This is a genomic window from Parachlamydia sp. AcF125, from assembly GCF_018342475.1.
Taxonomy (GTDB): domain Bacteria; phylum Chlamydiota; class Chlamydiia; order Chlamydiales; family Parachlamydiaceae; genus Parachlamydia.
In genome coordinates this window covers 774938-799221 of sequence record NZ_JAEMUD010000001.1, presented here as the reverse complement: position 1 = coordinate 799221, position 24284 = coordinate 774938, and the positions used below count along the sequence as shown (strand labels likewise).

General features: G+C 41.0%; 18 protein-coding genes and 1 tRNA gene. 11 read left to right on the top strand and 8 right to left on the bottom strand.

Going from position 1 to position 24284, the window contains the following annotated elements; genetic code table 11:
• Positions 1–75: 75 nt before the first annotated feature.
• On the bottom strand, positions 76–969 hold the full coding sequence (gene map / locus PARA125_RS03195; RefSeq protein ID WP_213157265.1) for a type II methionyl aminopeptidase: 894 nt from the start codon (positions 967–969) through the stop codon (positions 76–78).
• A gap of 521 nt (positions 970–1490) precedes the next feature.
• Between map and PARA125_RS03190 the strand changes: the two genes are divergently transcribed.
• Both PARA125_RS03190 and PARA125_RS03185 read left to right on the top strand, forming a co-directional pair.
• Positions 1491–1958: a hypothetical protein gene (locus PARA125_RS03190; RefSeq protein ID WP_213157264.1), complete on the top strand. Its 468-nt coding sequence runs from the start codon at positions 1491–1493 to the stop codon at positions 1956–1958.
• 18 nt (positions 1959–1976) lie between these two features.
• Entirely contained in the window at positions 1977–3014 is a 1038-nt protein-coding gene (locus tag PARA125_RS03185) for a hypothetical protein (RefSeq protein WP_213157263.1), read from the top strand.
• A gap of 120 nt (positions 3015–3134) precedes the next feature.
• On the opposite strand, the gene PARA125_RS03180 is transcribed toward PARA125_RS03185, so the two are convergent.
• Positions 3135–4238 (bottom strand): phosphodiester glycosidase family protein, encoded by a 1104-nt coding sequence (locus tag PARA125_RS03180; protein WP_213157262.1) that lies wholly within the window; start codon positions 4236–4238, stop codon positions 3135–3137.
• Between the two features lie 639 nt (positions 4239–4877).
• Between PARA125_RS03180 and PARA125_RS03175 the strand changes: the two genes are divergently transcribed.
• Both PARA125_RS03175 and PARA125_RS03170 read left to right on the top strand, forming a co-directional pair.
• Positions 4878–7145, top strand: a complete 2268-nt coding sequence (locus PARA125_RS03175) for a patatin-like phospholipase family protein (protein ID WP_213157261.1) — start codon at positions 4878–4880, stop codon at positions 7143–7145.
• 187 nt (positions 7146–7332) lie between these two features.
• A tRNA-Ala gene (locus tag PARA125_RS03170) sits at positions 7333–7405 on the top strand.
• Here PARA125_RS03170 and PARA125_RS03165 read toward each other — a convergent pair.
• From PARA125_RS03165 to PARA125_RS03155, 3 genes are all read right to left on the bottom strand, one after another.
• Positions 7406–8080: an NYN domain-containing protein gene (locus PARA125_RS03165; protein ID WP_213157260.1), complete on the bottom strand. Its 675-nt coding sequence runs from the start codon at positions 8078–8080 to the stop codon at positions 7406–7408.
• Positions 8080–8673, bottom strand: coding sequence for an RdgB/HAM1 family non-canonical purine NTP pyrophosphatase (gene rdgB, locus PARA125_RS03160; protein ID WP_213157259.1), 594 nt, complete (start codon positions 8671–8673; stop codon positions 8080–8082). Before rdgB ends, PARA125_RS03165 begins: the two co-directional genes overlap by 1 nt.
• A 134-nt stretch (positions 8674–8807) precedes the next feature.
• Positions 8808–10976, bottom strand: coding sequence for a GreA/GreB family elongation factor (locus PARA125_RS03155; protein ID WP_213157258.1), 2169 nt, complete (start codon positions 10974–10976; stop codon positions 8808–8810).
• Between the two features lie 675 nt (positions 10977–11651).
• Here PARA125_RS03155 and PARA125_RS03150 point away from each other — a divergent pair.
• From PARA125_RS03150 to PARA125_RS03135, 4 genes are read left to right on the top strand one after another with little or no spacing between them, the layout of a single operon-like run.
• Positions 11652–12101, top strand: a complete 450-nt coding sequence (locus PARA125_RS03150) for a hypothetical protein (protein WP_213157257.1) — start codon at positions 11652–11654, stop codon at positions 12099–12101.
• Between the two features lie 22 nt (positions 12102–12123).
• Positions 12124–13290 (top strand): glycosyltransferase family protein, encoded by a 1167-nt coding sequence (locus tag PARA125_RS03145; RefSeq protein WP_213157256.1) that lies wholly within the window; start codon positions 12124–12126, stop codon positions 13288–13290.
• Positions 13291–13302: 12 nt separating this feature from the next.
• Positions 13303–14442: a glycosyltransferase family protein gene (locus PARA125_RS03140; protein ID WP_213157255.1), complete on the top strand. Its 1140-nt coding sequence runs from the start codon at positions 13303–13305 to the stop codon at positions 14440–14442.
• A 32-nt stretch (positions 14443–14474) separates the two neighbouring features.
• A complete protein-coding gene (locus PARA125_RS03135; protein WP_213157254.1) occupies positions 14475–15137 on the top strand; it encodes a protein-L-isoaspartate(D-aspartate) O-methyltransferase in 663 nt (220 codons plus the stop codon).
• A 13-nt stretch (positions 15138–15150) separates the two neighbouring features.
• Here PARA125_RS03135 and PARA125_RS03130 read toward each other — a convergent pair whose 3' ends face one another.
• Entirely contained in the window at positions 15151–16980 is a 1830-nt protein-coding gene (locus PARA125_RS03130; protein WP_213157253.1) for an MFS transporter, read from the bottom strand.
• Between the two features lie 274 nt (positions 16981–17254).
• Here PARA125_RS03130 and mutL point away from each other — a divergent pair, with 274 nt between their 5' ends.
• From mutL to PARA125_RS03115, 3 genes are read left to right on the top strand one after another with little or no spacing between them, the layout of a single operon-like run.
• Positions 17255–19129 carry a DNA mismatch repair endonuclease MutL gene (gene mutL, locus PARA125_RS03125; protein ID WP_213157252.1) on the top strand — a complete coding sequence of 625 codons (1875 nt, stop codon included), beginning with the start codon at positions 17255–17257 and terminating at the stop codon, positions 19127–19129.
• Between the two features lie 27 nt (positions 19130–19156).
• Positions 19157–20239 (top strand): M24 family metallopeptidase, encoded by a 1083-nt coding sequence (locus PARA125_RS03120; protein ID WP_213157251.1) that lies wholly within the window; start codon positions 19157–19159, stop codon positions 20237–20239.
• Positions 20240–20242: 3 nt separating this feature from the next.
• On the top strand, positions 20243–22006 hold the full coding sequence (locus PARA125_RS03115) for a HAMP domain-containing sensor histidine kinase (RefSeq protein WP_213157250.1): 1764 nt from the start codon (positions 20243–20245) through the stop codon (positions 22004–22006).
• On the opposite strand, the gene PARA125_RS03110 is transcribed toward PARA125_RS03115, so the two are convergent.
• On the bottom strand, positions 21994–23613 hold the full coding sequence (locus PARA125_RS03110) for a ComEC/Rec2 family competence protein (RefSeq protein ID WP_213157249.1): 1620 nt from the start codon (positions 23611–23613) through the stop codon (positions 21994–21996). The genes PARA125_RS03115 and PARA125_RS03110 overlap by 13 nt on opposite strands.
• Positions 23591–24196: an NAD(P)/FAD-dependent oxidoreductase gene (locus tag PARA125_RS03105; RefSeq protein ID WP_213157248.1), complete on the bottom strand. Its 606-nt coding sequence runs from the start codon at positions 24194–24196 to the stop codon at positions 23591–23593. Before PARA125_RS03105 ends, PARA125_RS03110 begins: the two co-directional genes overlap by 23 nt.
• Positions 24197–24284: the final 88 nt, after the last annotated feature.

Sequence of the window (24284 nt, the reverse complement as noted above, 5' to 3'; positions counted from 1 at the left end):
CATTCATTTTCTGTGCGGCTTTCTGAGCCCCTAATTTTAAGGCAAGCTCTTAATCTCTATCCTTAGCTCTATTGCTTACCGGGTGGTTACAAAGACCTTACCTGTTTTATCCACCATGACAGAATTTTCTGCTTGTGCAACCATTCCTTGGCCTTCTTCTAAAAGAGGTGCATGGCCCATAATCACTCCGGCTCTAATTAAGTCCCCACAAATCTTTCTAATTTCATTGGGGCCATATTCCCCCCCTATAAGGTCATCCATGGAAAAGGGAAGGCCATTAAAACTCTTGATTTTCGCTATCACTCCTCGAGGGATAGAGAGAGGCACAGTTCTAGCACGTACGAAAGAAAAGATGGTAGGATCGCCGGAATCATAAATAAGCCCTTTCCCATCGGTAGCAAAGGGTTCAATAGCAAACGTCATGCCAGCCTTTACCACCGCAGTAGAATGATCGCAGTAATTAGGGATCATGGGAGCCGTGTGCACCTTGTAGAGACCTAACCCATGCCCGGCAAGATTTTTTACTGGCTTGAATCCATATGAAGCAATTTTATCCTCAATGATTCTCCCTATTTCCTTAACGGGTAACCCTACGTGAATACTTTGTTCGGCACTTAATAAAGCATTTTCTACAGCATCTATGAGGGCTTGATATTTGCCAGACAAGTCTACTGTCACCGCGCAATCCCCAATCGCCCCCTGATAACATACTCCCACATCTAACTTGACTACATCTTCGCCAAAAGTCATATCTTCATCTGGCTGAGGCAAGAAATGAGCAGCTACATGATTTAGAGCAATCTGAGGGGGAAAGGCGGGAAGCGCCCCTAAGCAAAGAATTTTTTGTTTAATTTGGGCAATCACTTCTTGATAAGAAGCGCCTACCTTGATTAAGGATTTACCAAAATCGCGGACTTCATTCGCAATCTTTCCAGCGCGGATAAAATCTTGTTTATATTTCTCATTCATGTGTGCGTTCCTCGTTTTACCCCTATTGCTAGCTGACCCCCAGTGAAAATAGGTATTCTCAATAAATTTTCCCTCTCTAAAAGGCTCTAGATTCTCCAGATGGTGCTTTTCAAAACTCCTAAGAAAGAATCGAAGCTATAAAGAGAAACCCATTATAGCTATTTATGGTCTTTGTGACGAATTTATTCAATCAAAGGGGACTATTTAGAATGGCAAAGAAAGCATTCCTTAGAAGCAAGGACAGGGAATGCTTTTACCCCGGCTTTCTGGGAAAAGGAGGTTTAATTGGAAACCTTTTATAAAAGCACAGGATGCGTGTATCCAAGAAAATACCTGCTTTGCCCCTCAGGTTAGTTTTAGAAGATTACTATCAGCTTTAGTGGAGAATTGACCCTCAATTTATATAAAAATAGTTAGGACAGTTATATTACACTTAGCATAAATAGATTATTTTATTTTTATTTTAATAAATATCAATATCCATTATAATATAATCACCATCTTAATAAAGGGGTTTTATTATGAAACATTTATTGCTTACGACAACTCTATTTTTTGCTTTTTTTACTAGTTTAGTTCACGCTTCTGAAGATTATCAAACTTTATTGGATTCTACTTCTCGCTATGTGGAATTTCTCAATCAGTATAGCTTTGATGAAAGAGGAGCGAGAGAAGAGGCTGAGCTGATATTTGCTCCCTCATTTAGCAAAACCGTGAATGGGGAGCTTTCAAAAGAAACTCCTGAAAGCTTTTTAGAATATATGGAAAGGATTAAAAGTGTGTTAGGCGAATGGTATGCCCAGGTTTTGAGCTTCTCAGTCTCCCCTCACACACAATCCGCTACCATTTATTGCCTTTGCACAACCAAAGAAAATAAAACTTACATCGCCTTTATGAAGTTGCATTTTAATGAAGATCGGCAGATAACCGAACTGACTATAGTTTACAACCTTTATGCAGGTCGGAAAGATCAAGTGCATATTAATTAATAGACGTGAGCCATTCCAATGGACATTTCGGAAGAAGATTTTTTCTTGCAAGCTGGGAAAGCCAATATTTCTAAAGAAAAAGCGAATGTCCTTTGGAAGGCCCTTCAAACAACTCGATCATCCTCCCAAGAAACCATCCCTTTTAAGCTACTCTATTGTTTAGGCTCTCTCACAGTCATAAGTGCCATGGTTTTATTTATGGGCTTAAACTGGGATTTCTTAGGGGGAGGGGGTATTTTTTTAACAGCTTCTCTTTATTCTATCCTCCTAGGCGGGTCTGGAAGAGCGCTATGGAAAAATAAAACTCTACAAACACCCGCTGGCTTACTTTTCACACTTGCCATTTGTATGATCCCTTTAGCGATTTATGGCTTGGAAGTTTATTTACAGATTTGGCCAGATAGCTATCCTGACGAATATGCAAATTTTTACTCCCGCCTCAGAGGAAGCCGGATATTTATGGAAGTGGGAACCCTCCTAGCAGGATTAGTTGCCCTACGATTCTTTCATTCTCCCTTTATCACCATCCCTATTTTTTTAGCAGGATGGTTTTTTGCTTTGGATTTTGTGCGCTTATTTCAAGAAGACGCGGATTTTCTCACCCACTGGGTATCTTTTTTTTATGGATTAGGGCTCATCGCAGCAGGGCATTTTTTAGATCGCGGGGGGAAAGAAAATTACGCCTTTTGGAGTTATTTCTTTGGAACGCTCGCTTTTTGGTTTAATTTAAGCTACCTGATGTGGTGGGGCCGTCCTGAAAATGAAGGAACCTTACTGCTCTATCTGCTGGTTAACCTGGGGTTGCTTTTTCTATCTATCCTTGTGCAAAGAAAAATTCTATTAATGGCAGGAGCCCTGGGAATTTTCCTCTACTTAAGTCATCTTGCTTACCGGATTTTTGAAAATTCGAGCTGGTTTCCTGTTATCCTCGGCCTAATCGGAATTTTAATCCTCTACTGCGGTATTCTCTATCAGAAATACCGCCTTAAATTTCAAAACTGGATTTTCAGTTACTTTCCTGAGCGCATTAAAAGCTACTTTTCTTTTAATCCCTAAGACCCTTTTTCTCGAGTTGCTATAGGGAATTTGCGAAAAGGTAAACTTTATTTTAGATAGAGTCCCTGCGGATAAATAAAAAAAGCATCCTAAAGCTTGGGCTTTTTTTTAAATGGCCGCTCATTTTGTTTTGGGTATAACTATTAAAGCATCCGCTACTTTTTCCCCTTTTCTCTCCCCGTCAGGAGTGTCGTTCATCACCCTATCTTGTAAGAACATGGTCGCATATTTTTCTCCACACAAATTAAGAGCCTCCTTACATCCCAACTTTTGCATCAAACTCGCTAAATCGGAGATAGTGATCCCTTTAGGATTCAATGGGTTTTTATAGGAGCCATCGGCCACCACAAACAACCAATGTCCGTTTTCCAAAATTCCTACGGCTGTACGAGCCAAACGCGCATTTAGCAAATAAAAGCCGATCTGTTCTGAAGAAAAATCTTTAACAAGGCAACCTCCCCGCACTAAAATGGGCGCGCCTCCCACAATGTGAGTTAAGTCGCTCCAATCTTCACTTTTCGTATAAGGAGGATGAGATTGAGGAATGAGATGAATATCCCAAATAAAATCATCCCCTTCCGCGATCGGGGGAAAGGAAGCGGCTTTATGGGTCCCTACCAGTAATGAGAAACCATTTGGAGGAATGGGAGCCCTGTTGCTTGTAATTTTGCTAACTTTTTGGTCTTGGACCAATAGCTGAAGTCCAAGGTTAGGATAATCAAGCTGTTTTCCCATCCCAGAATTCCACAATGTAATTTGGTTATCTTTTAAAATGCGGTTTATCCCATCAATGGGAATCACAGCATTTCCGCTATAGGCGTAAATTTGGGTCGATATCTGATCAAAAAACACTTTTTCATTGGCTTGAGACCATCCAATTGTCCCCCTTGGCTCGTAAGAAGTGCCATACCACTGGTTATTTATTTTTAAAATTCCCATCGGAAGGCCGGCAAAATCCCCCTTATTTTTAAAAAATCCCCCATTGACCGCTGCAATAGCTTTATGTCGTTTAGCTATAGTGCTAACCGTTTCGAGTTCATCCTTGTTTTTGATAGGCATAATCTCAAAAAAATGAGGATCCACTTCAAGGACATGGACAGAGGTTTGATCCGCTAAAAAAAGGCGAGTGTATACAATTCCTTCAGGAAGCTCGAGTGCGCTGACCGTCTTAATCGCGATTAGGCAACCAATAAAAAATAAGCGGTGGATGATCGAATTAAACATGTTTTCCTTCTTTTTAAACGGCAATTTCTCTCAATAAATGAGGGAATGCCGAGGCATTTTTCCATAAATCGAGAATGCAGGTGGAATTCTAAAAGAGCGATTCAAAGCGTTTAACAGCTGCTTTCCTAAATGGAAACCTTGCATCCCTCTCTTCTCCTATACATGAGCTAACCTTAGAGTGTCGATAGAAATTTCTTCAGACTTTTTTTAAGAAAGGCTAGCATAGGTTGTTCGTGAAACTCAAATTCCTTGCTTCCTTGGCCCTCCCCCTGGCCTTGTGAGAAATGGCTGGGTCACCATGGGCTCCGAGCTTTCGCTCGACAGCCAACCAAGCTATTGTAAAGCCCAGTGCTCGGTTTCCCTCACTTGTCCCCTGCGTTTTAACTGGCATAAGTTGCTCACAACCTTTAATTCTTAAAATTAAAAGCATAGCAGTCTTCCAGGTTTAATAATCCAAGGTCTTAAACGATTCTTGAGCATCTCTATTTAACTACAAGTTAGCAAATCCCTTTGGACTTTTTTATTTAAAATGGGTAAATTTTTTTGCAGAAATTGCAGGAATATTGTATCCAGCTTTCCAAGAAAGCTTATTAAAAAATAGAGCAACCTCTTTACTCTAAATCCAAGAAAGGAAGCCTCATGTTACCACCAGTAGATAACACTAAACCTTATTCATTGTGGGAAAGTAACAGCTTACAAAAGCATTGTGAAGAAATTAATCAGAATCGTGGGAGCCGCGAAAGAGGCTACTACAAGGTTTTACAATCTTTTTCGTCCGACCAAATCAACTCCATTTCTAGCAAAAGTGAAGTATCACTATTTAATAGGAATTTCTCCTTGATCAAAGCCAGTATGCCTCAGGATATTAAAGAACGCTCTACGATTCAACTTCTTTTAAATGGTACCCGTTCCGAAAAAGGAAGCCTCATGTTACCATCAGTAGATAACAGCATCCCTTATTCATTGTGGGAAAGTAGGCGTTTACAAGAGCATTGTGAAAAGATTAATCAAGATCATGGGAGCCGCGAAATAGGCTACTACAGGATTTTACAATCTTTTTCGTCCGACCAAATTAACTCCATTTCTGGCAAAAATGAATTATCACTATTTAGTAGGAATTTCTCCTTGATCAAAGCCAGTATGCCTCAGGATATTAAAGAACGCTCTAAGATTCAACTTCTTTTAAATGGTACCCGTTCCGAAAAAGGAAGCCTCATGTTACCATCAGTAGATAACAGCATCCCTTATTCATTGTGGGAAAGTAGGCGTTTACAAGAGCATTGTGAAAAGATTAATCAAGATCGTGGGAGCCGCGAAATAGGCTACTACAGGGTTTTACAATCTTTTTCGGCCAACCAAATCAACTCCATTTCTAGCAAAAGTGAATTATCACTATTTAGTAGGAATTTCTCCTTGATCACGCGCATTATGCCTCAGGATATTAAAGAACGCTCTACGATTCAACCTCTTTTAAATCGTACCCATTCCGAAATAAGAGAGTGCTTGCGGAGTGTTAATGCTTTAAAGGGTATTAAACAAAACCTAAAGAGCTGTTGGATGCCAGCTCGGCTAAATGAAATAAAGGATGTACTCCTAGAAGTTTGGCAAGGTATGCCCTACAACAAAATGCAATTATGCAAGAACACTTATGAAAAGTGCGAAAAAATTTATTTAACAAAAATCGAGCAAGCTAAGCGTAATTTTAAAGATGACATTTCTTCCCCGCCGGAGGGGCGATTAAACGCGGAAGCTGAAAAAAAAACAATCTACCCTATCCTCTCGCTAGACGGGGGAGGAATTCGGGGCATTATTCCAATCACTGTGTTAGTAGAAATCGAGAAAATAACAAAAAAACCCATAGCAAGTTTATTCAAGCTAATTGGGGGGACTTCCACTGGGGGAATTTTGGCCTTAGGACTAAGTAAGCCCCAGGAAAAAGACCCAAGACTTCCACAGTATACAGCTCAAGATCTTTTAAATATCTATACTAACGAACACTCAGCCATTTTCCAGCTAAATCCTGCATATGCTCCTCCTCCAGAAGAGTTAAAATTCCACGAAAAAATAGCTTGGGCTATTCATCGCAGCAAGTATAATGATCCCTCACCGTTTCTTATGGAAAAATTGGGCAACACAGCTCTTCTGTCATCTGCCCTAACCGATGTAGTAGTCACCGCTAATACTGTGAATGCAATTGGAGATAAGGTTGAACAGTTATTTAAAAATTGTGTTTCAGGGGTTATATCATTTCTTACCAAAACTCCTTCCTCCTATGCTTTTGATAAGACAGTACATATTTTCACCAAAGCAGGATTAAAAACAGTTTCATATAGTTTAAAAAAGTTAGAGGATCGATACCCAAGCGTGCTTTCTCCTCATTACTATTATACCCGTACGCCTCCTCCTCCGCTTTATTCAATAACTACTGAACTAAAGGAAGATTTTTCTATGGGATTTGCTGCTCAAGCGACATCGGCTGCTCCAACATTTTTTCCTGTTTGCCCACACCCCTCCATTAATGACTTTTTAATTGATGGAGGTGCTTTGCAAAATAACCCTGCCCTCCCCTGTGTTTTTGAATCTCTTGATAATGGATCCATTCAAAAAAATCTATTTTTGCTATCTCTTGGAACAGGAAATCCTTGTGCAGATCTTGGTCCTTCTCTCCCCTCACTCTGGTTTGAGTTAACTCAACCCGAATCTGAAACAAACGAAATTCTTAAAGGAATGCTAAGCCCTGGCGCATACCATCGCCTTCAGTATGAGTTTGAAGGCCATGCTCCTGGACTTGATGACACACGACCTGAGACCATTAAAGTGCTTGAAGACAGTGGAAAGGCTTTAATAGAGGAAAACCGAGATGTTCTTCGAAATATCTGCAAAGTCTTAGACCCGGATTCAATTTAGTAGCTTGGTTTAGGTATCGCAGCTTATAAAGAATAGCAGGAGGGGTTAAAACCTCAACTTCTCAGTGTGCGCTCTATCAAGCCATTAATAGCTTCACAAGTGTGAAGTTAGCCCCAATAGGAGTAACTAACTTTTACAATAGAGTTATTGAAAAAAAATGGTCTCTTCAATATGATGGAGAGCTTCTGGGGTGTTAGCTCAGTTGGTAGAGCGCAACAATGGCATTGTTGAGGCCATCGGTTCGAATCCGTTACACTCCATTAGACCTCTTTCAGCCTTTCATTAAAAAGTCTTTCCCAGCGCGTATAATCTGATTCCAATAAGTCTCGCTCGGCTTTGATTGGTTTATTTTTTTTAAGCGAAGTTTTTCTTTTCCGCTTTAGAGGAGCTTCCTCCTCAAGTTTTTCCAAGTTTTTCTGAAAAGCCTGGAGATAATAAGAAAAGCAATCTTCAGGGAGAACTGCGGAGAGAGGTTCAGCGGCTACTTTTTTTGGCGGCGATTTTAGCTTCTTCTCTGGTTGAAGGCGGGGCAGAGCGGTGCGCCGTCCACGATTGGCATACCTTTTATTGAGCCATCCCATAAATTCTTCGACCGTTTCTGTTTTAGCGGCTTGCAGCCTGGATAACCAAGCTAATTTCTTATCAGAAGTCACCACGGTACACTGAAAAGGGATTTGACGCGCCTTTAATTCGCTAATAATCAACTCATCGGCTGTTTCGCCGGCTGCAGAAAATACGATCTCTAACCGCTTATAATGGGTGCGCGACGCTTCTCCTAGTTGATACTGAGCGTCAAAAACTAAGGTCACATTTAGGTTTAAAGCTTCAATTTTGGTGTGAAGGTCTTCAATGATTTTTTCGCGCTGCAAAGTGAGATTGTCGCCCACGCGCAAGATGCGAAACATGAGGTTATAGCCATCAATAAAATAATGCATTATAAGCTTTGCAAAACTCCTAACAACTTTTCAAAAGCTTTATAACGATGAGAAATTCGGTTTTTAGTGAAATCATCTATTTCGGCAAACGTTTTATCATAGTCGTGTTTGACAAATAAGGCATCGTACCCAAATCCGTAGCGCCCTTTTTCTTCTTTTAGCAAAATTCCTTCGCAGATTCCTGTCACATTTTTTTTAATTTCTCCTGTGGGGGAAGCTAGGACAAGCGAGCATTGATAATAAGCGGAACGCTGAATATCGTGGAGGTGCTGCATATTTTGCAAAAGTTTTTGTCTGTTTTCCGCATCGGTGGCATCTTCACCCGCATAACGCCTTGAATAGATCCCTGGCGCCCCATCTAAAGCGGGAACAACCAATCCTGAATCATCTCCTAGCACCCATTTGCCAAGGGCTTTAGCTGCATCTAGGGCTTTTCTTTGGGCATTTTCTTGGAAGGTTTTTCCTTCTTCTGGAGGGGGATTATAGTGAGGAAAGTTAAGAAGAGATAAGAGATCGACTTTGGGCAAACACTTAAACATTTCGCGAAATTCACGAATTTTATGTAAATTCGAACTCGCAACGACAATTTCCATTTCAATCTCCTGTAAGTAGAGGACAGTTAGGCGCAAGAGAGTTATCTTATCGCCTTCCCGATAGAAAACACCGCGGCTGTCTTCTACCAGGAATTAGACTTATTTAAATCATCTTAAAGAAGAGCCAAATTGGGTTAACTTTGAAAGATGGTTTTAATTGCTCGGACAGTGAAAGACTGATTGCGAAATTCAAATTTTTCCCCCACTTTCCTCCCTAACATGGCTTCGGCAAACTTAGATTGAAAAGAGAGAATGTTGGTGTCTGCATTGGCATCCCAAGGCCCCAAAATCGTGTAAGAAATCAAATTTTTTTCTGCATCTTCTAATTCCACAATACTCCCTACACCTACTTGATTGAGATAGACATCTTCTTGGGTGATGATGCGCGCGCGATTAAGCTGTTCAGAAAGATGCTTTAATTCTCCTTGAAGGCGAGCCCGTTTTTCTAGCGCGAATTTATACTCCGAATTTTCGCGTAAATCGCCTAAGGCACGCGCAGCTTCAATTTCACGCGCATTCTCCACCACTTCAGTCGTCCCAATCTGCCGGATTCTTTCTTGCGTTTGTAAGTATCCTTCCTCAGTGGTCCAGATAACGTTTGGATCGTGCTTAGCCTCTTTGTTTTGCTTAGACGCCCCTAAAGTAGGATGCACTACAGAAGCTAAAGAAGCTAAGATTTTTAAATCATGTTCTGTGAAAGTCTGGCATTTTGAGGCAAGCAATAAAAACTCTTTTACAAACTCTTTGCTCATCCCTTCAATCAAAGCACGAATCACGGCGTAACGCTTTTCGCTGATTAAGTTGTACATTTTGCGAATAAGCTCGCGGTTTTGAGGATCCCCCTCTAATTTATGCATAAGCACAAGGAAGCTATCTAAGAAGCGCCCTTGACCCTCTTTGTCGTGGAAAGGAATCTCCTCGGTTTTTTTAACGACCTTTTGGAAATACCATACGAACAACTCAGGATTTTTTGTAGGATAATGCAACAAATCTTCCAAAAGGTTAATTAACAAAGTTTTTGCCTCGGCGTCCGCGCAGATTTCCTTCAGGAGGTATTCTCTCAAAGGGGATTGATCTGTTTTAGCCAACATTTCCAGAAAAATATGAGACCAATCTGACCGGAATTGTCTCACAACCATCAAAGCCCGTTTTTTAAATGGCGTAATATCCACTTTTTGAATCAGTTCAAAAGGTTGTTCCGATTTTACAATTAAAGCTTGAGCCATCTTACCATGCTCTGTCAGCCCTAAAAAAGATTCCAGAAAAAGATGGGCTTGTAGCTCTTGTTCGGGAAGAAGATCGGATTTGGTGAGTAAGCCAGTCACTTTAGCTTGCAAGTTTTTTTTCACTTCTTGATCTTTTAAAATATTGGGAAAATCACGGACAAATTGATAAGAAGTTTGGAGAAGCTCATTCGTACCCGTCTGAGTGTCGATCGCATTTTGCCATCTCTCTTCATGCTTCACAGCTTTTTTACGCAGTCTAAAAGGATCTTTGATCCCTTCGGGGGATTCAATCATGGTGTCCTTTTTTACTTTGGCACGGGCCCCTTGCCACCATTTATTCCACTCTTTTTCGGGAATCACGAGTTCACATAGCTCGTCTTTAATTTCGGCGGCAGTTTTAGGACCCAAATCCTTTAAGAGCAATTGAACGACAGCTACGGGATTTTCTTTAGCTTCTTTTTCGAGCTGGTCAGGATTTGCAAAGCGGCGCGCTAAGAAGTGGTGATCAGGAAGGGGAATAAGTGTCTTAAAAGCATTGGCAAAGGAAAGATCTTTTCGCCCCGATACCCACTCAAATTCCAGGATCACTTGCTCTCTTACTAAAGAAACATCCATAATTTCGCCGGTTCCCCAACCTGCAGTATGAAAAACGGCTCTGCCTTTTTGCAAATGAGCTAATAAATCATAGTTGGCGATAGCCCCTTGAAATTTATCTTTTTTGCGCAGCCCCACTAACCGGATGCGCTCTTCAAATAAGGGATCGGAACCATGGTGTTTTTTAAGAGTATTGTAAGTGATTTCAGCTAAGGAAGGAGAATTTGTCGTTTCTAAATCGATCAGCAATTTTAGAACTTCGTAAGCATCTTTTGGATTTTCGATTTTCTCCCAGGTGGGAAGAGCGGTTTCCACATAGGGGCCAAAATGCTTAGCCAGCTCGGACTTTTTTAACATGCCTAGTAACTGAAGGAGTTCCTCAGCATCTACCACATCACACGTACAATATTCTTCCCAAAGCTGAAAAAACTTATTGAAATCTCTATTTTGAATTTGCGCGTGAAATTCTTCCAAATAGCCCATTGCCGTCATCCCTCGTTTGTCTAACATTTTAAATAAAAAAACTAATTAGCCAGGATTATTCCTACAACAATTGGTAGAATAAACCCTACGCATCTCTATCAGTTGAGTGTGTACAAGTTGGCTTTTGGAATCAGCCAAGCACATTTTCTTCAACCTAACACGCCTCAAATTAGTCTTTTTAATTAAGAGTTTATTCGAATTAAAATTATGATTGTTCCTGCACGAAAAAGTATAGCTTTTCATTGGATTTATTTCAATTCTTTGCATAGGAAAGCTCCTTATCGGCAACTCGCCCCTCAGCAAGCAGGGCGGTTCTTTTTGTAAATCCCCTCCCTCCCCCGTTTGTTTTTTCAGTAAACCCACCCGATTTTGGCAGCTAGGGTAGATTTTCTGTGAAAAGCTGCCTGCTTGTTAAATTCAAAGGAGTGGAAAACCTCAAAGAAAAACCAAAATTTGGACGGAAAGGGGCCAAATAAAAATTTGCGAAAGCCTAGCTTTTTCAAAGCCCTGCAATTGATGGACATAGAAAAAATTTTAGCAAAATAGGAAGCCTAGTCTCTGGCGTTCGTTAGTCCCTTTCTTGAGCTTTTTTGACTAGCCTGATAAGGTGCAATTAAAACTGTAAAGATTTTTCTTTAGCAAATTGAGCATTTTTCTTTGTAGGTGAGAGCGAAGATGGAAGAAAACCGACCGAGTATTTTTGATTTTGCTTTTAATAAAAAAATCCCAAAGAAAAAGGCTTCTCCTGCATACCTTGGAAAAGCTGGAGCACCTTTTCCTTCAGAAAAAAAGCCTATCTCGGATGAAGAACTCACCCAAATGCTTGAAAGAATGAATGATATGCGCCGAGATATAGAGAAACAGCTCGAAAACGTTTACTCAAATTCAGCCATGCCTCCCCATGATATCCAAGCCTTCCTGGATAATCCCCAAAATATGGGAACCTCTTTATGGGAAAAAGTGCAACAACAAAAAAGCCAAGTTGCCGAGAGATTGCATGCGATGCTGGGCATTGAGCAAACAGCAAGACGCGACCTGCAGAAGCACAAGGCAGCTGAGGTAGAGACCAAAAAAAGAAAAGGAAAGCTATTAGGAACGCGCAAAAAATGGATTCCTATTAAATAACCTTAACCCACTCGGTTAGAAAATGATCAATCGTATCGATATCTTTGTCCCTTCCCGCAGCCAATACGGTGTCTTGAATCAGTTTACGAGAGAATTTGCCGAGGCCCTTTCTCGCCAAGGAGTTATTTGTCGTATCCTCGAAGCGCAGAAAGGAAATCCCGAGCCCTTTCTCGATCAAATTTTTCAAAATCCGCCAGACTGCACCCTTTCTTTTAACGGCCTTTTGCCAGACGAGGAAGGGCGCTTTTTTTGCGACCTGATTCAAATTCCTCATGTCGCTTATCTGGTGGACGCCCCTACTCACTTCTTTCCTTTAGCTAATAGCCCCTTAACCCTTACCACTTGCGTCGACAATTTAGGAAGCCAATTTTTTAATGAACTTGACTGTGAATATACCTTTTTTCTTCCTCATGGAGTAGACAAAAAGCTTAAAAACCTAGATTCAAGGCGCCCACACGAAGTGGTGATGTTCTCTTCCTGCATCGATTATGAAAAAATCCGCGAAAGCTGGGATCACCGTTTTTCTAAACCCTTAGTCAACGCCCTCCATGAAACCGTGGAAATGGCTTTATATCAGGATGGTATTTCTTATCTCCATGCTTTTGTGCAAGCAGTCGATAGGCAGGCTAAACAAGGAAATCCTATCCCCTCACAAGAAATCAACTTCATAGAGCTATTGGACACTCTAGAACGTTACATCCGAGGCAAAGATCGAACGGAACTAGTGCGCGGCATTCAAGATGCCCAAGTCGAGGTTTTTGGAGCTCCTGATGGATCTAAAAGTTGGAGCGACTACTTTAAAGATAAGCCAAATGTACGATGCCATCCCCCCGTGCCTTATCCACAAGCTCTGGAAATCATGCAACAGGCAAAAATTGTGTTAAGTAGCTGTGCCTGGATTAAGAGTGGCCTGCATGAACGCATTTTAGCAGGTACCCAATTGGGAGCCCTGGTGGTATGCCAAGAAAATCCCTACCTTTTAGCGCAATTTAAACGCAATAGCCTTCTCTACTATCGCCATGGAGAATGGGAATCCGTTAACGAAAAAATCGGTTATTTTCTCAACCATGAAGCTGAAAGGCAAGCAAGAGTTCAACAAGGGCAACATATCATTCAAACTGGCCACACATGGGATCATCGCGCCACTCAATTATTACACCACCTCAATCGTTATTTTTCCTCTGAATAAACGGGGTTTCTCATGATGAATCGCATTGATGTTTTGATGCCTGAAAGCAGCCAATATCAAGTTTTACACCATTTTTCAGAAAAGCTTTACGAGGCTTTGTGTCGCGCAGGCTTGAATTGCCGGCTGTTAAAGGGAGAAGAAATAGAAAACACTCTGCTCCGCGATCCTCCTGACCTTACCATATGTTTTAATGGAGCGCCGCTTGATGCTGAAGGAAATTTTTTGTGCGACCTCATTCAAAAGCCCCATCTTTCTTACTTAGTGGATGTACCCTATCACTATTATGGCTTACTTCAAAGTCCCCATATAAGCATCGCTTGTGTGGATGAGTTTTTTTGTGAGCTTTTGGAGTCGCTCCATTTTTCCAACCACCTATTCTTACCTCACGCCGTTGAAAGAGAAGTTTTGGAGCAAACTGAACAGAGTAAAACGTTTGAAATTGTCATGCTAGCCTCTTACATTGATTGTAAAAGTCGCATGCAACAGTGGAAGAAAAACTACCCCGCCTATCTTGCCAAAGCCATGCAATTTGCTGTGCATCAGACCTTTGCAGACTCCTCTACTTCCTTTATCGAAGCCTTTAATTGGGAACTTAATCAACAAATTAAACAAATCCAACGGTTCGATCTGCGAGCAATCCCCTACTTCACTATTTTCCGTGAAATTGAGCTGTGCGTGAAAGGAAAAGGGCGTATCGATCTTATCAAAGCCTTAAAGGATCTACCTGTGCATTTATTTTGCTCGACAGAAGACCAAGCTTATTGGAAAAAAGCTCTAGGGAAAGAAGCCCGCACGACCTTTCACCCGCCAATTGACTATGCCGCTTCATATGACGTCATGAAAACAAGTAAAATTGTGTTAAATAGTAGCCCCCATCTTAAAAGAGGCGGGCAAGAACGGATTTTGGGGGGATTAGCCTGCGATGCCCTAGTCATAACTGCTGAAAATGCTTACTTAAATAAGTTTTTCAATAATTATGAGGATCTTCTTCTTTATCAATCGTCCAAAATCGATCAATTGCCAGAACAGGTCGCTCACTTCCTTGAAAATGAAGAACATCGGCGAGCTGTGGCGCAAAAAGGCAAGCAAAAAGTTTTACAAAACCATACTTGGGATCAACGAGTAAAAAGTTTGCTCGAACAAATTAATTGATTTAAATTAATTAAGATTAGTAAAAAAATAGTATGGAAGATTTTTATAAAAAACAACGAAATTTGATGGTGGAACAGCAATTAATTCCTCGCCATATTGAGGATCCGCGCGTTTTAAAAGCGATGCGTGAAGTTCCACGTCATCAATTTGTCCCTCCGCCCTTCATCCCATATGCTTACGAAGATAGCCCCTTAGCAATTGGAGAAGGGCAGACGATTAGCCAACCTTACATTGTAGCTCTGATGATTCAAGCAGCTCAAGTCGATGAAAATTCAACTGTCTTAGAAATAGGAACCGGTTCTGGGTATGCAGCTGCCGTACTAGGCAACATTTGCAAAAATGTTTACACAATTGAAAGGCTTTCTCATTTAGCACAAACAGCCCAAGAGCGCTTGCAACATTTAAATTACACCAATGTCGAGGTAGTGATTGGAGATGGCACGCTTGGATTGCCCGATAAAGGCCCCTTTGATGCCATTATTATCACCGCTAGTGGACCTAAAGTCCCTCAATCGCTACGCCAGCAGCTTAAAATGGGAGGGCGTTTAATTATGCCGGTTGGAGACACTCTAGGCCAAGAGCTTATTCGAGTGCGCGCCCTCCCCGATCAAACATTTTCCACAGAGCGCCTTGAATACGTGCGTTTTGTTCCCCTCATTGGGAAAGAGGGATGGAAAGAAAGGGGACCGCTCTAAAAAATTTCAAAGTTTACTGAGATACCAGCTGCCCGTTGGGAAAGTTTTTACAGACAACGGCACCAAACGAAATGGAGGCGGGCACGCGAAACTTTTCTAGCAATCGAGTGAAAAAAGGGGAAGACGATTCTTTTTCCCCTTTCTCAATGGCAACCGGAATAATTTGGTAAGGGGTGTCTTTTAAAATTTTTTGAATCGAGTAAGCCTGCTCTAAGGCATAGAGTTCTTCGCACACATTTTCGTTTTCCACAAAAATGCACACGGAGCTTCCCCGATCTAAAGTTTTTTTAATATCTGCCAAGCACTGCGCATTATTTTGAAGCGGCTGAATAGAGGGAATTTGCACCACCCGTAACAAGTGGTAAAAGCGTTTAAACCATTTGGTGTGCTCTTGCTCGTGCTCAATAAAAAATCTGATGCGGCGTCTTTGGGCTCCCAACAAAAGTAAAGTATCATTCCAAGCAGTGTGCGTGCACACGTAAATTGCTGGGGCTTTCGGGATGTTCTCTATTCCATGGAACCGGATTTTAAAATGTAAACGGGAAAGAACCATTGCCACAAATCGGCTCAGATAATCAAAAAATTGGAAAGTGACAGCGATGGTAACGATTAAGGAAATGTTTCCAATAATGGTAAATCCTTTGTCTGCTCCTAGACCAAAAATTTCCGCTAAAATATAAAGAAGACAGGAGGCGCAAAGCACACCAAAAAAACTTAAAAAGTTGGTTGCCGCAATCACTTGACCTCGATATTTGTTGGGACTAGCCACTTGAATATAAGAGTCTAAAGGAATTTGATAGATCCCCCCAAACATTCCCAAAACCACCACCAAGGGCAGAATCACTGCTAAATGATCTGAAAAAAGGTCCATTAAATAACAACTAAAGACAATTCCCATGCCTGCTAGAGGAACGAGTCCTAATTCCACAATTTTTCCAGAAATCTTGCCCGCTACTAAAGAGCCAGTTCCTATTCCCATGGCCGTTAATAAAAAGAGATAGCCTCCCTGAATGTCGGTTAAATGGAGAGATTGAACCGCATAAGGAATCATATTTAGCTGCACAAATGCTCCTAAAAAGAGAAAGAAAGCAGAACCGAGAATAGCGGCTAAAAGAGAGGGTTCATGGCGGGCAAACAGAAGGATGTCATAAATCTCATGAAGAAAGCGAATATTAAACCTTTTAGACGATCCAGCAGGGGGCGTATATTCAATACAAAAACTTGTCAACATGCCCACAAAAGCAATTAAGGTACAAAAGAGGGAGGCGACAATAAAATCTCGACCCGTGATGTCGAGCAAAAACGAAGCGGAAAAGGTTCCCAATATGATGGCCAAAAAGGTAAAGGAGGACATTAAACCATTAGCCTTGGAAATTTTATCTGTTTCTACCAGCTCGGGCAAAATCCCATACTTAGAAGGACCAAAAACTGCACTTTGAGTAGCCAGCAAAAATAAGATACAACAAGACCCCCATTTGCTTTCGTACAGGAAAGCCAAGATGCCGAATCCCATGATGACTAATTCGAAGACTTTTGTTAAAACAATGATATTTCGTTTACTAAATCGATCGGCAAGCGTTCCCGATGAAGCTGAAAACAAAAGAAACGGCAGCACGAAAATAGCCCCGGTCATCGCTAATATTTTATGGCTATTTTCTATTCCTTCTAACTGAATGAAAAAATAAACAATTAAGAGCTTGTAGATGTTATCATTCAAAGCGCCTAAAAATTGGGTAACATTCAAATAAGTAAATGAGGAAACTCGGCGAATTATAGGTTGATTCAAGCTCTTTTTGTTAACTCTTCGAAGAGCTTTCACCATCCGATTTTTTGCTTTTGGCATATTATTCTTTTGGTTGGTTAATCTAAATCAAACGACTTTAACGGATTATTATAGTGTCTTTATCTTTTATCACGGTTTAAGCTATTTAACTGATTGAATGCAAATCAGTCCAAGTAAGAGTATGTCGACTCCGACCTTTAGCTACAAGTGTTTTTTTTGAATTAAATCCCTTCATTTAACGATTTAAATCACTAAGTTTGTAGCGATAAACATAGAAATCTGTTAAACTTTTGTCGATAAAAGTTGAGGGAATAACCTAAAAAAGAAATTTTATATGCCTTCCAAAATCCGTATTTTAGACGAACACACCATCAATAAAATTGCTGCAGGCGAAGTTATCGAGAACCCCGCCTCGGTCGTAAAAGAGATCATTGAAAATGCGATCGATGCGGGAGCGACTGAGATTTGTGTCGAAATTCAAGAAGGGGGAAGGCAGTTAATTCGAATTTCTGATAATGGATATGGGATGACCGAAGATGATGCGCTTTTATCGCTGGAAAGGCACGCGACTTCCAAACTGAGGGAAGTTGAGGATATGGAAACATTGAGTACCATGGGCTTTCGAGGAGAAGCCATTCCTTCGATTGCGGCTATCTCTAAATTTATGCTCCTTACATCCCCCGCTTCTGGCGAAACTGAGGAAGATAAATTAAAAGGCACGCTGATTTTAGCAGAAGGGGGAAAAATTCTTCGGTGTTGTCCAGCTGCTCGCTCACCAGGAACAACAGTTGAAGTAAAATCTCTTTTTTTTAACGTCCCTGTCCGCAGAAAATTTCAAAAATCTCCCACCTATGATACCCATGAAATTCTTAAAATTTTAACCCTGCAATCCCTTGCACACCCTGACATTCAATTCGAGCTGATTAGTAATCAGGAAACCCTTTTAAAAACGCCCCTTCCTCAACCAACTTCCCCTTTTTCTGAAAAATTAAGGGAAAGAATTCAGGCAGTTTTGGGGCAGGAGTTTTCGCAAGATGTGTGCTTTGTGGAAGGGGAAAAAGAGGGATGCAAAATAACCGGCTATATCGGCTACCCTTCGGTGAGCCGTCCAAATCGCACCGGCCAGTTTCTTTTTATTAATCAACGGGCCGTGACAAGCCCCTCTATCTCTTTTGCTGTGCGCGAAGGATATGGAACCGCACTTGCAACTAATCGGTATCCTTTATTCATTTTGCATTTATCCCTCCCAGGCGCTTTGGTGGATGTAAATGTGCATCCTCAAAAAAAAGAAGTTCGCTTGAGGCAAGAATCGCTCATTAAAGAATTGATTATTTCTTCTGTGCAAAGAGCTTTATATCCTTCCAACCAGGAAAGCACCCCTATTAGCTTTGCTGCCCCTTTGAGTTTTACTCCTCCTTTTGAAGAGAGGGAACAATTGGACAATCCCCCTCCCCTCTCTTTTGGAAGTTTAGGTGGACATTTTTTTGACTATTCTCTTTTGAAGGAATCGAGCTATCCTACAAATTACCCCCAAAAAGCCTGTGCGGAAATAGAACCCACGAAAAACCAAGAAGAAGCCCCTCTCCCCGAGTCTCTTCCTCTTTCCCCGCAAAAAAACGTCCCTCTCGTCCTCACAACAATCAAAGGCTTTATTTTGACCCATTATACCAATGCCTTTCCTTCGAGTAAACCCGCCGAGATCGGCATCGGGTTGATCGATCAGCGTGCCGCTCATTTTCGTATTTTATTTGAACAATTGCAGAAAGTTTCCCCCCCATTTTCTATTCAAACTCTTTTAATCCCTTATACCCTTGAAACGACTCCTTTAGAAGCCTCCTTACTAAAAGAGTATCTTCCCGAATTTAATGCCATGGGAATTCAAATCAAGGAATTTGGGCCGACAACTTTTATTATCGACGGCATACCTAGCCTCTTTGGGAATAGCGATATCTCCCTTTTTGTGGATAAGCTGATGAAAGGTTTGACAGAAATGCACCAATCGGCTTCTTTTAAAAAAGAAAGGGAGAAGTATTTAGCTCAAATTGCAAGTAAATCAGCAATTAGAAAAGACCATCTTCTTTCCATACAAGAAGCTCAAAATCTTGTGCGGCAGCTTTGGAAATGTGACTCTCCCTTTTATTGTCCTTTTGGAAAACCAATCGCCATCCATCTTTCACGCGAAGAAATTGCAAGGCAATTTCAACCATGAGCATGAAGGAATAGTTTGAGTTTCATTATGCCCACACCTTCTAAAGAACGCTTAGCCGCCTTATTTTCTCAGCTTCCGTGTGATGCCCTGCTGATCGAAGATGAAATTAACCTTTTATATTTACTTGGATTTCCTATCTCATCCGGCACAATTTTGCTTCACCCTCATCATAGTTATCTCCTTGTCGATGGCCGTTATTATGAGCAATGTCTTAAGCGCAGCCCTTTTCCTGTTTTGCTTGCCCAAGAACATGCTTTAAGCTCTCTTTTAAACGAACTTCCTTCTATTACAACCCTAGGATTTTCAAGCAGCGAAACAAGCTACCTGCGCTTTTTAGGCCTCCAAGAGGAGATACGAAAAGCTTCACATCCCCTTTCTCTAGCTCCCCTTGATTCACCTTTGCGACCTTTGCGTGCCATTAAAACAGTTGAAGAAATGGGCTTACTTCGCCAAGCAGCCATCTTAGGATCACAAGGATTTGATTATGTGTGTAGATTGTTAAAAGAAGGGATCGCAGAAGCACAAATCGCCCTTGAGCTTGAGCTATTTTGGAAAAGGCATGGAGCAAAGGGAGTGGCCTTTGAACCTATTATTGCTTTTGGAACGAATAGCTCGATGCCTCACCATCGGGCAGGATCTACTCAGCTTAAGAAAGGGCATCCTGTTTTAATCGACATTGGGGTAACATATGCCCACTATCATTCAGATATGACGCGCACCCTTTTTTTTGGCCATGTAGAACCTCAGCTATTGCCTCTATACGATTGCGTATTCCAAGCCCAACAAGCGGCTTTACATTTATGCCGTCCTGGCACTCCCATCGGAGCATTGGATTTAGCTGCAAGAAATCTCATTGCAGAGGCTGGTTATGGGGAAAATTTTACTCATAGCTTAGGGCATGGAATTGGATTAGCAGTACATGAATTCCCTATTCTCCGCAATAAACCTCCTTATGCAGATGTTCTTTTAGAAGCTGGGATGGTGATCACTCTTGAGCCAGGGATTTACCTTCCAAAAGTAGGGGGTATTCGCATTGAAGATACGATCATTATTACAGAAAAGGGATATGAAAATCTGACTAACCGCTCGAAAGAGATCCTCATCTTATAAATTATGTTTAGCTTTCGTCAAAAAATTCTAATCGCCTATATTATCATTTTCTTAATCTTTACGGCTTTGCTTTATCCTTTTATCTCCTCTACAGTCAAAAAGCTGGTGATCAAGGCCATGGAAGAGCGGGCAACAGAATTGATTGCGCGGATAAAATCTGCTCCCGATCATGAAGCCTTAGTGAGAAGATTGAAATACCAAAAATCCGCGTTTTTTTTTCGTGTCAGCGTGATTTCCACCGACCATAAAGTCTTGTACGATTCCCATACTAAGCGTTTGCTGGGGTTGCGCTTTAGACAAGATTATGTTGTTTCCCATCCTGAAGTGTTAGAAGCCTTTAAAAATGGGTATGGTTACCATGAAGCATATTCCAATCTTCTTTCCCAAAAATTTGTCTACATTGCTAAGGCGTTCGATTTTCATGGCAAAACATATGTCCTCCGCACGGCATTTCCCTATTATTATGTGGCAGACCTCACCCATGACTTTGAAGTAAATTTTTTAGCCCTTTCTACAGCCATCCTTCTGCTGTTTAGCTTGATGACTTGGTTTATCATCAATTACTTAACAAGGCCTATTGAGCAAATTCTGCGTATCGTCAAGCCTTTCCAAAGTGGTCAAGATACTTCTATTCCAGAAATCCAATTAAGCTGGTCTGGCCGGACGGATGAATTCGGGCAACTAGCTGAAACGCTTAATGCTTTATCAGCAAAAATTAAAAATCACATTAGCAATCTTACTTCTGAAAGAAAAGAAAAAGAAACCATTTTGGAATCTTTAATGGAAGGGGTGGTAGCTGTAAATCCTAACATGACAGTCACGTATGCAAATAATAAGGCGTGTGAATGGTTAGAATTACGCCCAGAACAGCTTGTCGGGAGTCCTTTCAGCCTGACAGGGCAATCCAAATGCTACGCTTTGCTCTCAGCCTGCCAACACGAAAAGCATCCTTTAACAGACAATATTCAACTTAAATCCCGCCAAGAGAAGCTTTATTTAGATGTCATTGCAGCGCCCAAGACTGATAATACGGGGGCCATTTTGGTGTTACAAGATAAATCGTCCCATTATAAAATCTTAGAAATGAGAAAAGACTTCATTGCCAATGCTTCCCATGAGCTTAAAACTCCCATTACCATTATTCACGGTTTTGCCGAAGCGCTAAACGATAATCCAGACCTTCCTCTTCCCGTCAGGGAAGAAATTTTGGGAAAAATCGTGCGCAATTGTCAAAGGATGGCCACGCTCATTAAAAACTTGTTAACCATTTCTGATATTGAACATCTCCCCTCTTCCCGCCTGATCGAATGCGACCTTTCTCAATTAGTGAAAAATTGCATCCATACCATCAAAGATAGGTTTCCAGAAGCCCAAATGACTTTAATTAAATCGGACGATATTCTCTTAACGGCGGATATAGATCTCATGGAAATGGCGGTGCTCAACCTATTAGAAAACGCAGTTAAATATTCAAAGCCTCCTGCAAAAATCACCCTCGCTCTTTCAAAAATAGACAATATCGCTAAGCTTACAATCGCAGACGAGGGAATCGGGATTCCAGCTCAAGAGATTGAGCATATTTTTGAACGTTTTTACACCGTGAATAAAGTCCATTCTCAAAAAATGGGAGGATCGGGTCTAGGGTTATCGATCGTTCAGACTATCATTGAGAAACATTTTGGAAAAATTTATGTCGCCTCAGAATTAGATAAGGGAACAACCTTTACTATCTGCCTTCCGATTCATAGAGATATTCAAGTAAAATAAGGACTTGTCGATTGTGTTTTAGGGCTAAAGAGAATACCGACTATCAATAATACCATCAAATAGCCTACAAGAATTTCCAATGGGAAGTAGCGCACCCGCAAGAAATAATCCATACAAGTAGGCATATTAAAGGTAAAATCTAACATCAAAGCCGTATACTCACTCGTTACAGTATACAGCAATTGGGCAGCGTAAGGCCAAATACATCCGATACACATACTTATAATGAGCAAAAACATAGCCATACTTACTAAGAATGGAAAAAAAAGATTATAAACCAAACTCAGCAGCGGAAACTTATGAAAATAAAAAAGAATCAGAGGAAGCGCACTTAAATTAACGGCTAAGCACAACGCTAAAGTCTCTCGAAACATGCTCAAAATCACATACCCATGTTGATCCGTTAAGCTCATGCGAATTGCCTCCTTTAAGGGCCTTTTCTTCCAAATTTTTTCTATTAAAGGTAAAATTAGAGGCATAAACAAGAGAATAGATCCCGTAGTGAGAATACTGAATTGAAAGGCGAGGCTCCGATAGCTCAGTGGATTGAACAATAGCATAATCATCAAAGCAATCCCTAATGAATTAAGTCCAAACGCCCTTTTATTCAAAAGACAACCTAAAAGGCTGATAGAAATGGTGATCCACGCTCGCATAATCGAACAGGCAGGGCCTAAAAAGATAAAATAACCCGTCAATAAGATAAGCAAAATAAAGATTTGCCCATTCTTTGAAAATACTTGCTTTAGAAAAAAACCTAATATGGAAGCAATGATGGCAAAATGAAACCCTGATATAGCCATAATGTGTTGCAAACCAAACCGGGAAAATTCAAAGCTCAGCTGGCTATCGTCAAACTCTCCGGTTACAATTCCGGCCAAAAAGCGCGCACTTCTTTTTTGAGGAATTTGCTTTAAAATATACTGAAAAAGCTTTTGCTTCCAGCTGTAGCGCAGTTCCGCCATACTCCATGTATAAGGTAAGGGATGCCATGTTTCATCTTTTTTTAACTTTAGAATGTAATAACCTGGCCGCCATTCCTTTAATATTCCCTCCACCAAATAAGAGGAAGCTGCATCACAATGTTGTGAAAAAAACAGAGTGTAAGGAACGTTGCGCGCAATCGAAGCTTGTTCATCTGCAGGAATAAAGCTACGCATAGTTCCTGTATACTTCCAACTTTGCCCTTGAAAGCTCTTGACTGATTTCACCGAAGAAATATCAATACAGGCAATTCCTTGAATCCCTTCGGAGGGAACTTGCGGATATAAGTAAATCGTGTGCGCATACAGATAGGCTCCTATAACCATTCCTAAAGCTAATATGAGTCTTATTTTTAATTGCAAAAACCGTTCTAGGGGAGTGATTACCAGAGGAAGCCAGAGCACAAAAAAAGGTAAAAAAAGAATAGCCCCCTTAAAAAGAGCAGCTTGAATCCCCAGCATCATCGAAAAGCCATACAGTAAGGCAGGGTGAAACCTCCAGAAACGCTCACAGTTTTCTGAAAGGGCATAAGCCCCCTTACTTATGGCATTCCTTTGTTTTGAAATAAAGCGAACAAAGGACTGTTCAAATGCCCCTCGGCTACTCGCCCAACTGTAGTTCATAAAGACGCTTGTTTGAACGTAAGTTTAGGGGGCCTGTTTCGGCATTTTTTGGAAAAGGGACGTTCTCAAGATTTTTGGGCAATGATTCTTTATCGGAATAATAAGTCGTTTTTTGGATGCTTTTTGTTTTGCGGCTCCCATAAGAGCCTGTTTTTTTCATCACGCTTGTCTTTTTTGCCTGCACGCGCAAAGCGCTAAAAAGGGCTTGTAACGCAAGGGTAAATTCTTCCTCTTTGGTAATATCGTCTAAAATAGAATGTTCCTGTGTCACCAAAATTAAATGCTGATAAGAGACGATCAGGTGGTTACTTAACCAAACTTGCTTTGTTTGCCGATTTAAGGAGGCCACTTCGCCCAATAAAGAACACGCCTCCGAAAAAACTTCGTGAATCGCATGTTGGGCAATTCCCTCACGCGTAAGTTCTATTAAAGCTTTATGTTTGAGCTCATAGAGGAGTGGTTGTAGAATTTGATGGTTTCTCGCAATTAAAACAACTTCTAAAGAGAGGTATTTGTCTTTTTCTCTGGGAAAATCGAGGTCTTTGAACTCCACATTAACAGCAAATAATTTCCCAAATTCCACGGTATTCTCCCTCTTGTTAATACCAGAGCACGCAACCTCAGGCCTCTTTCTCAAAGAGAGCAACATAACAAAAAAGTCGCGATCCCTT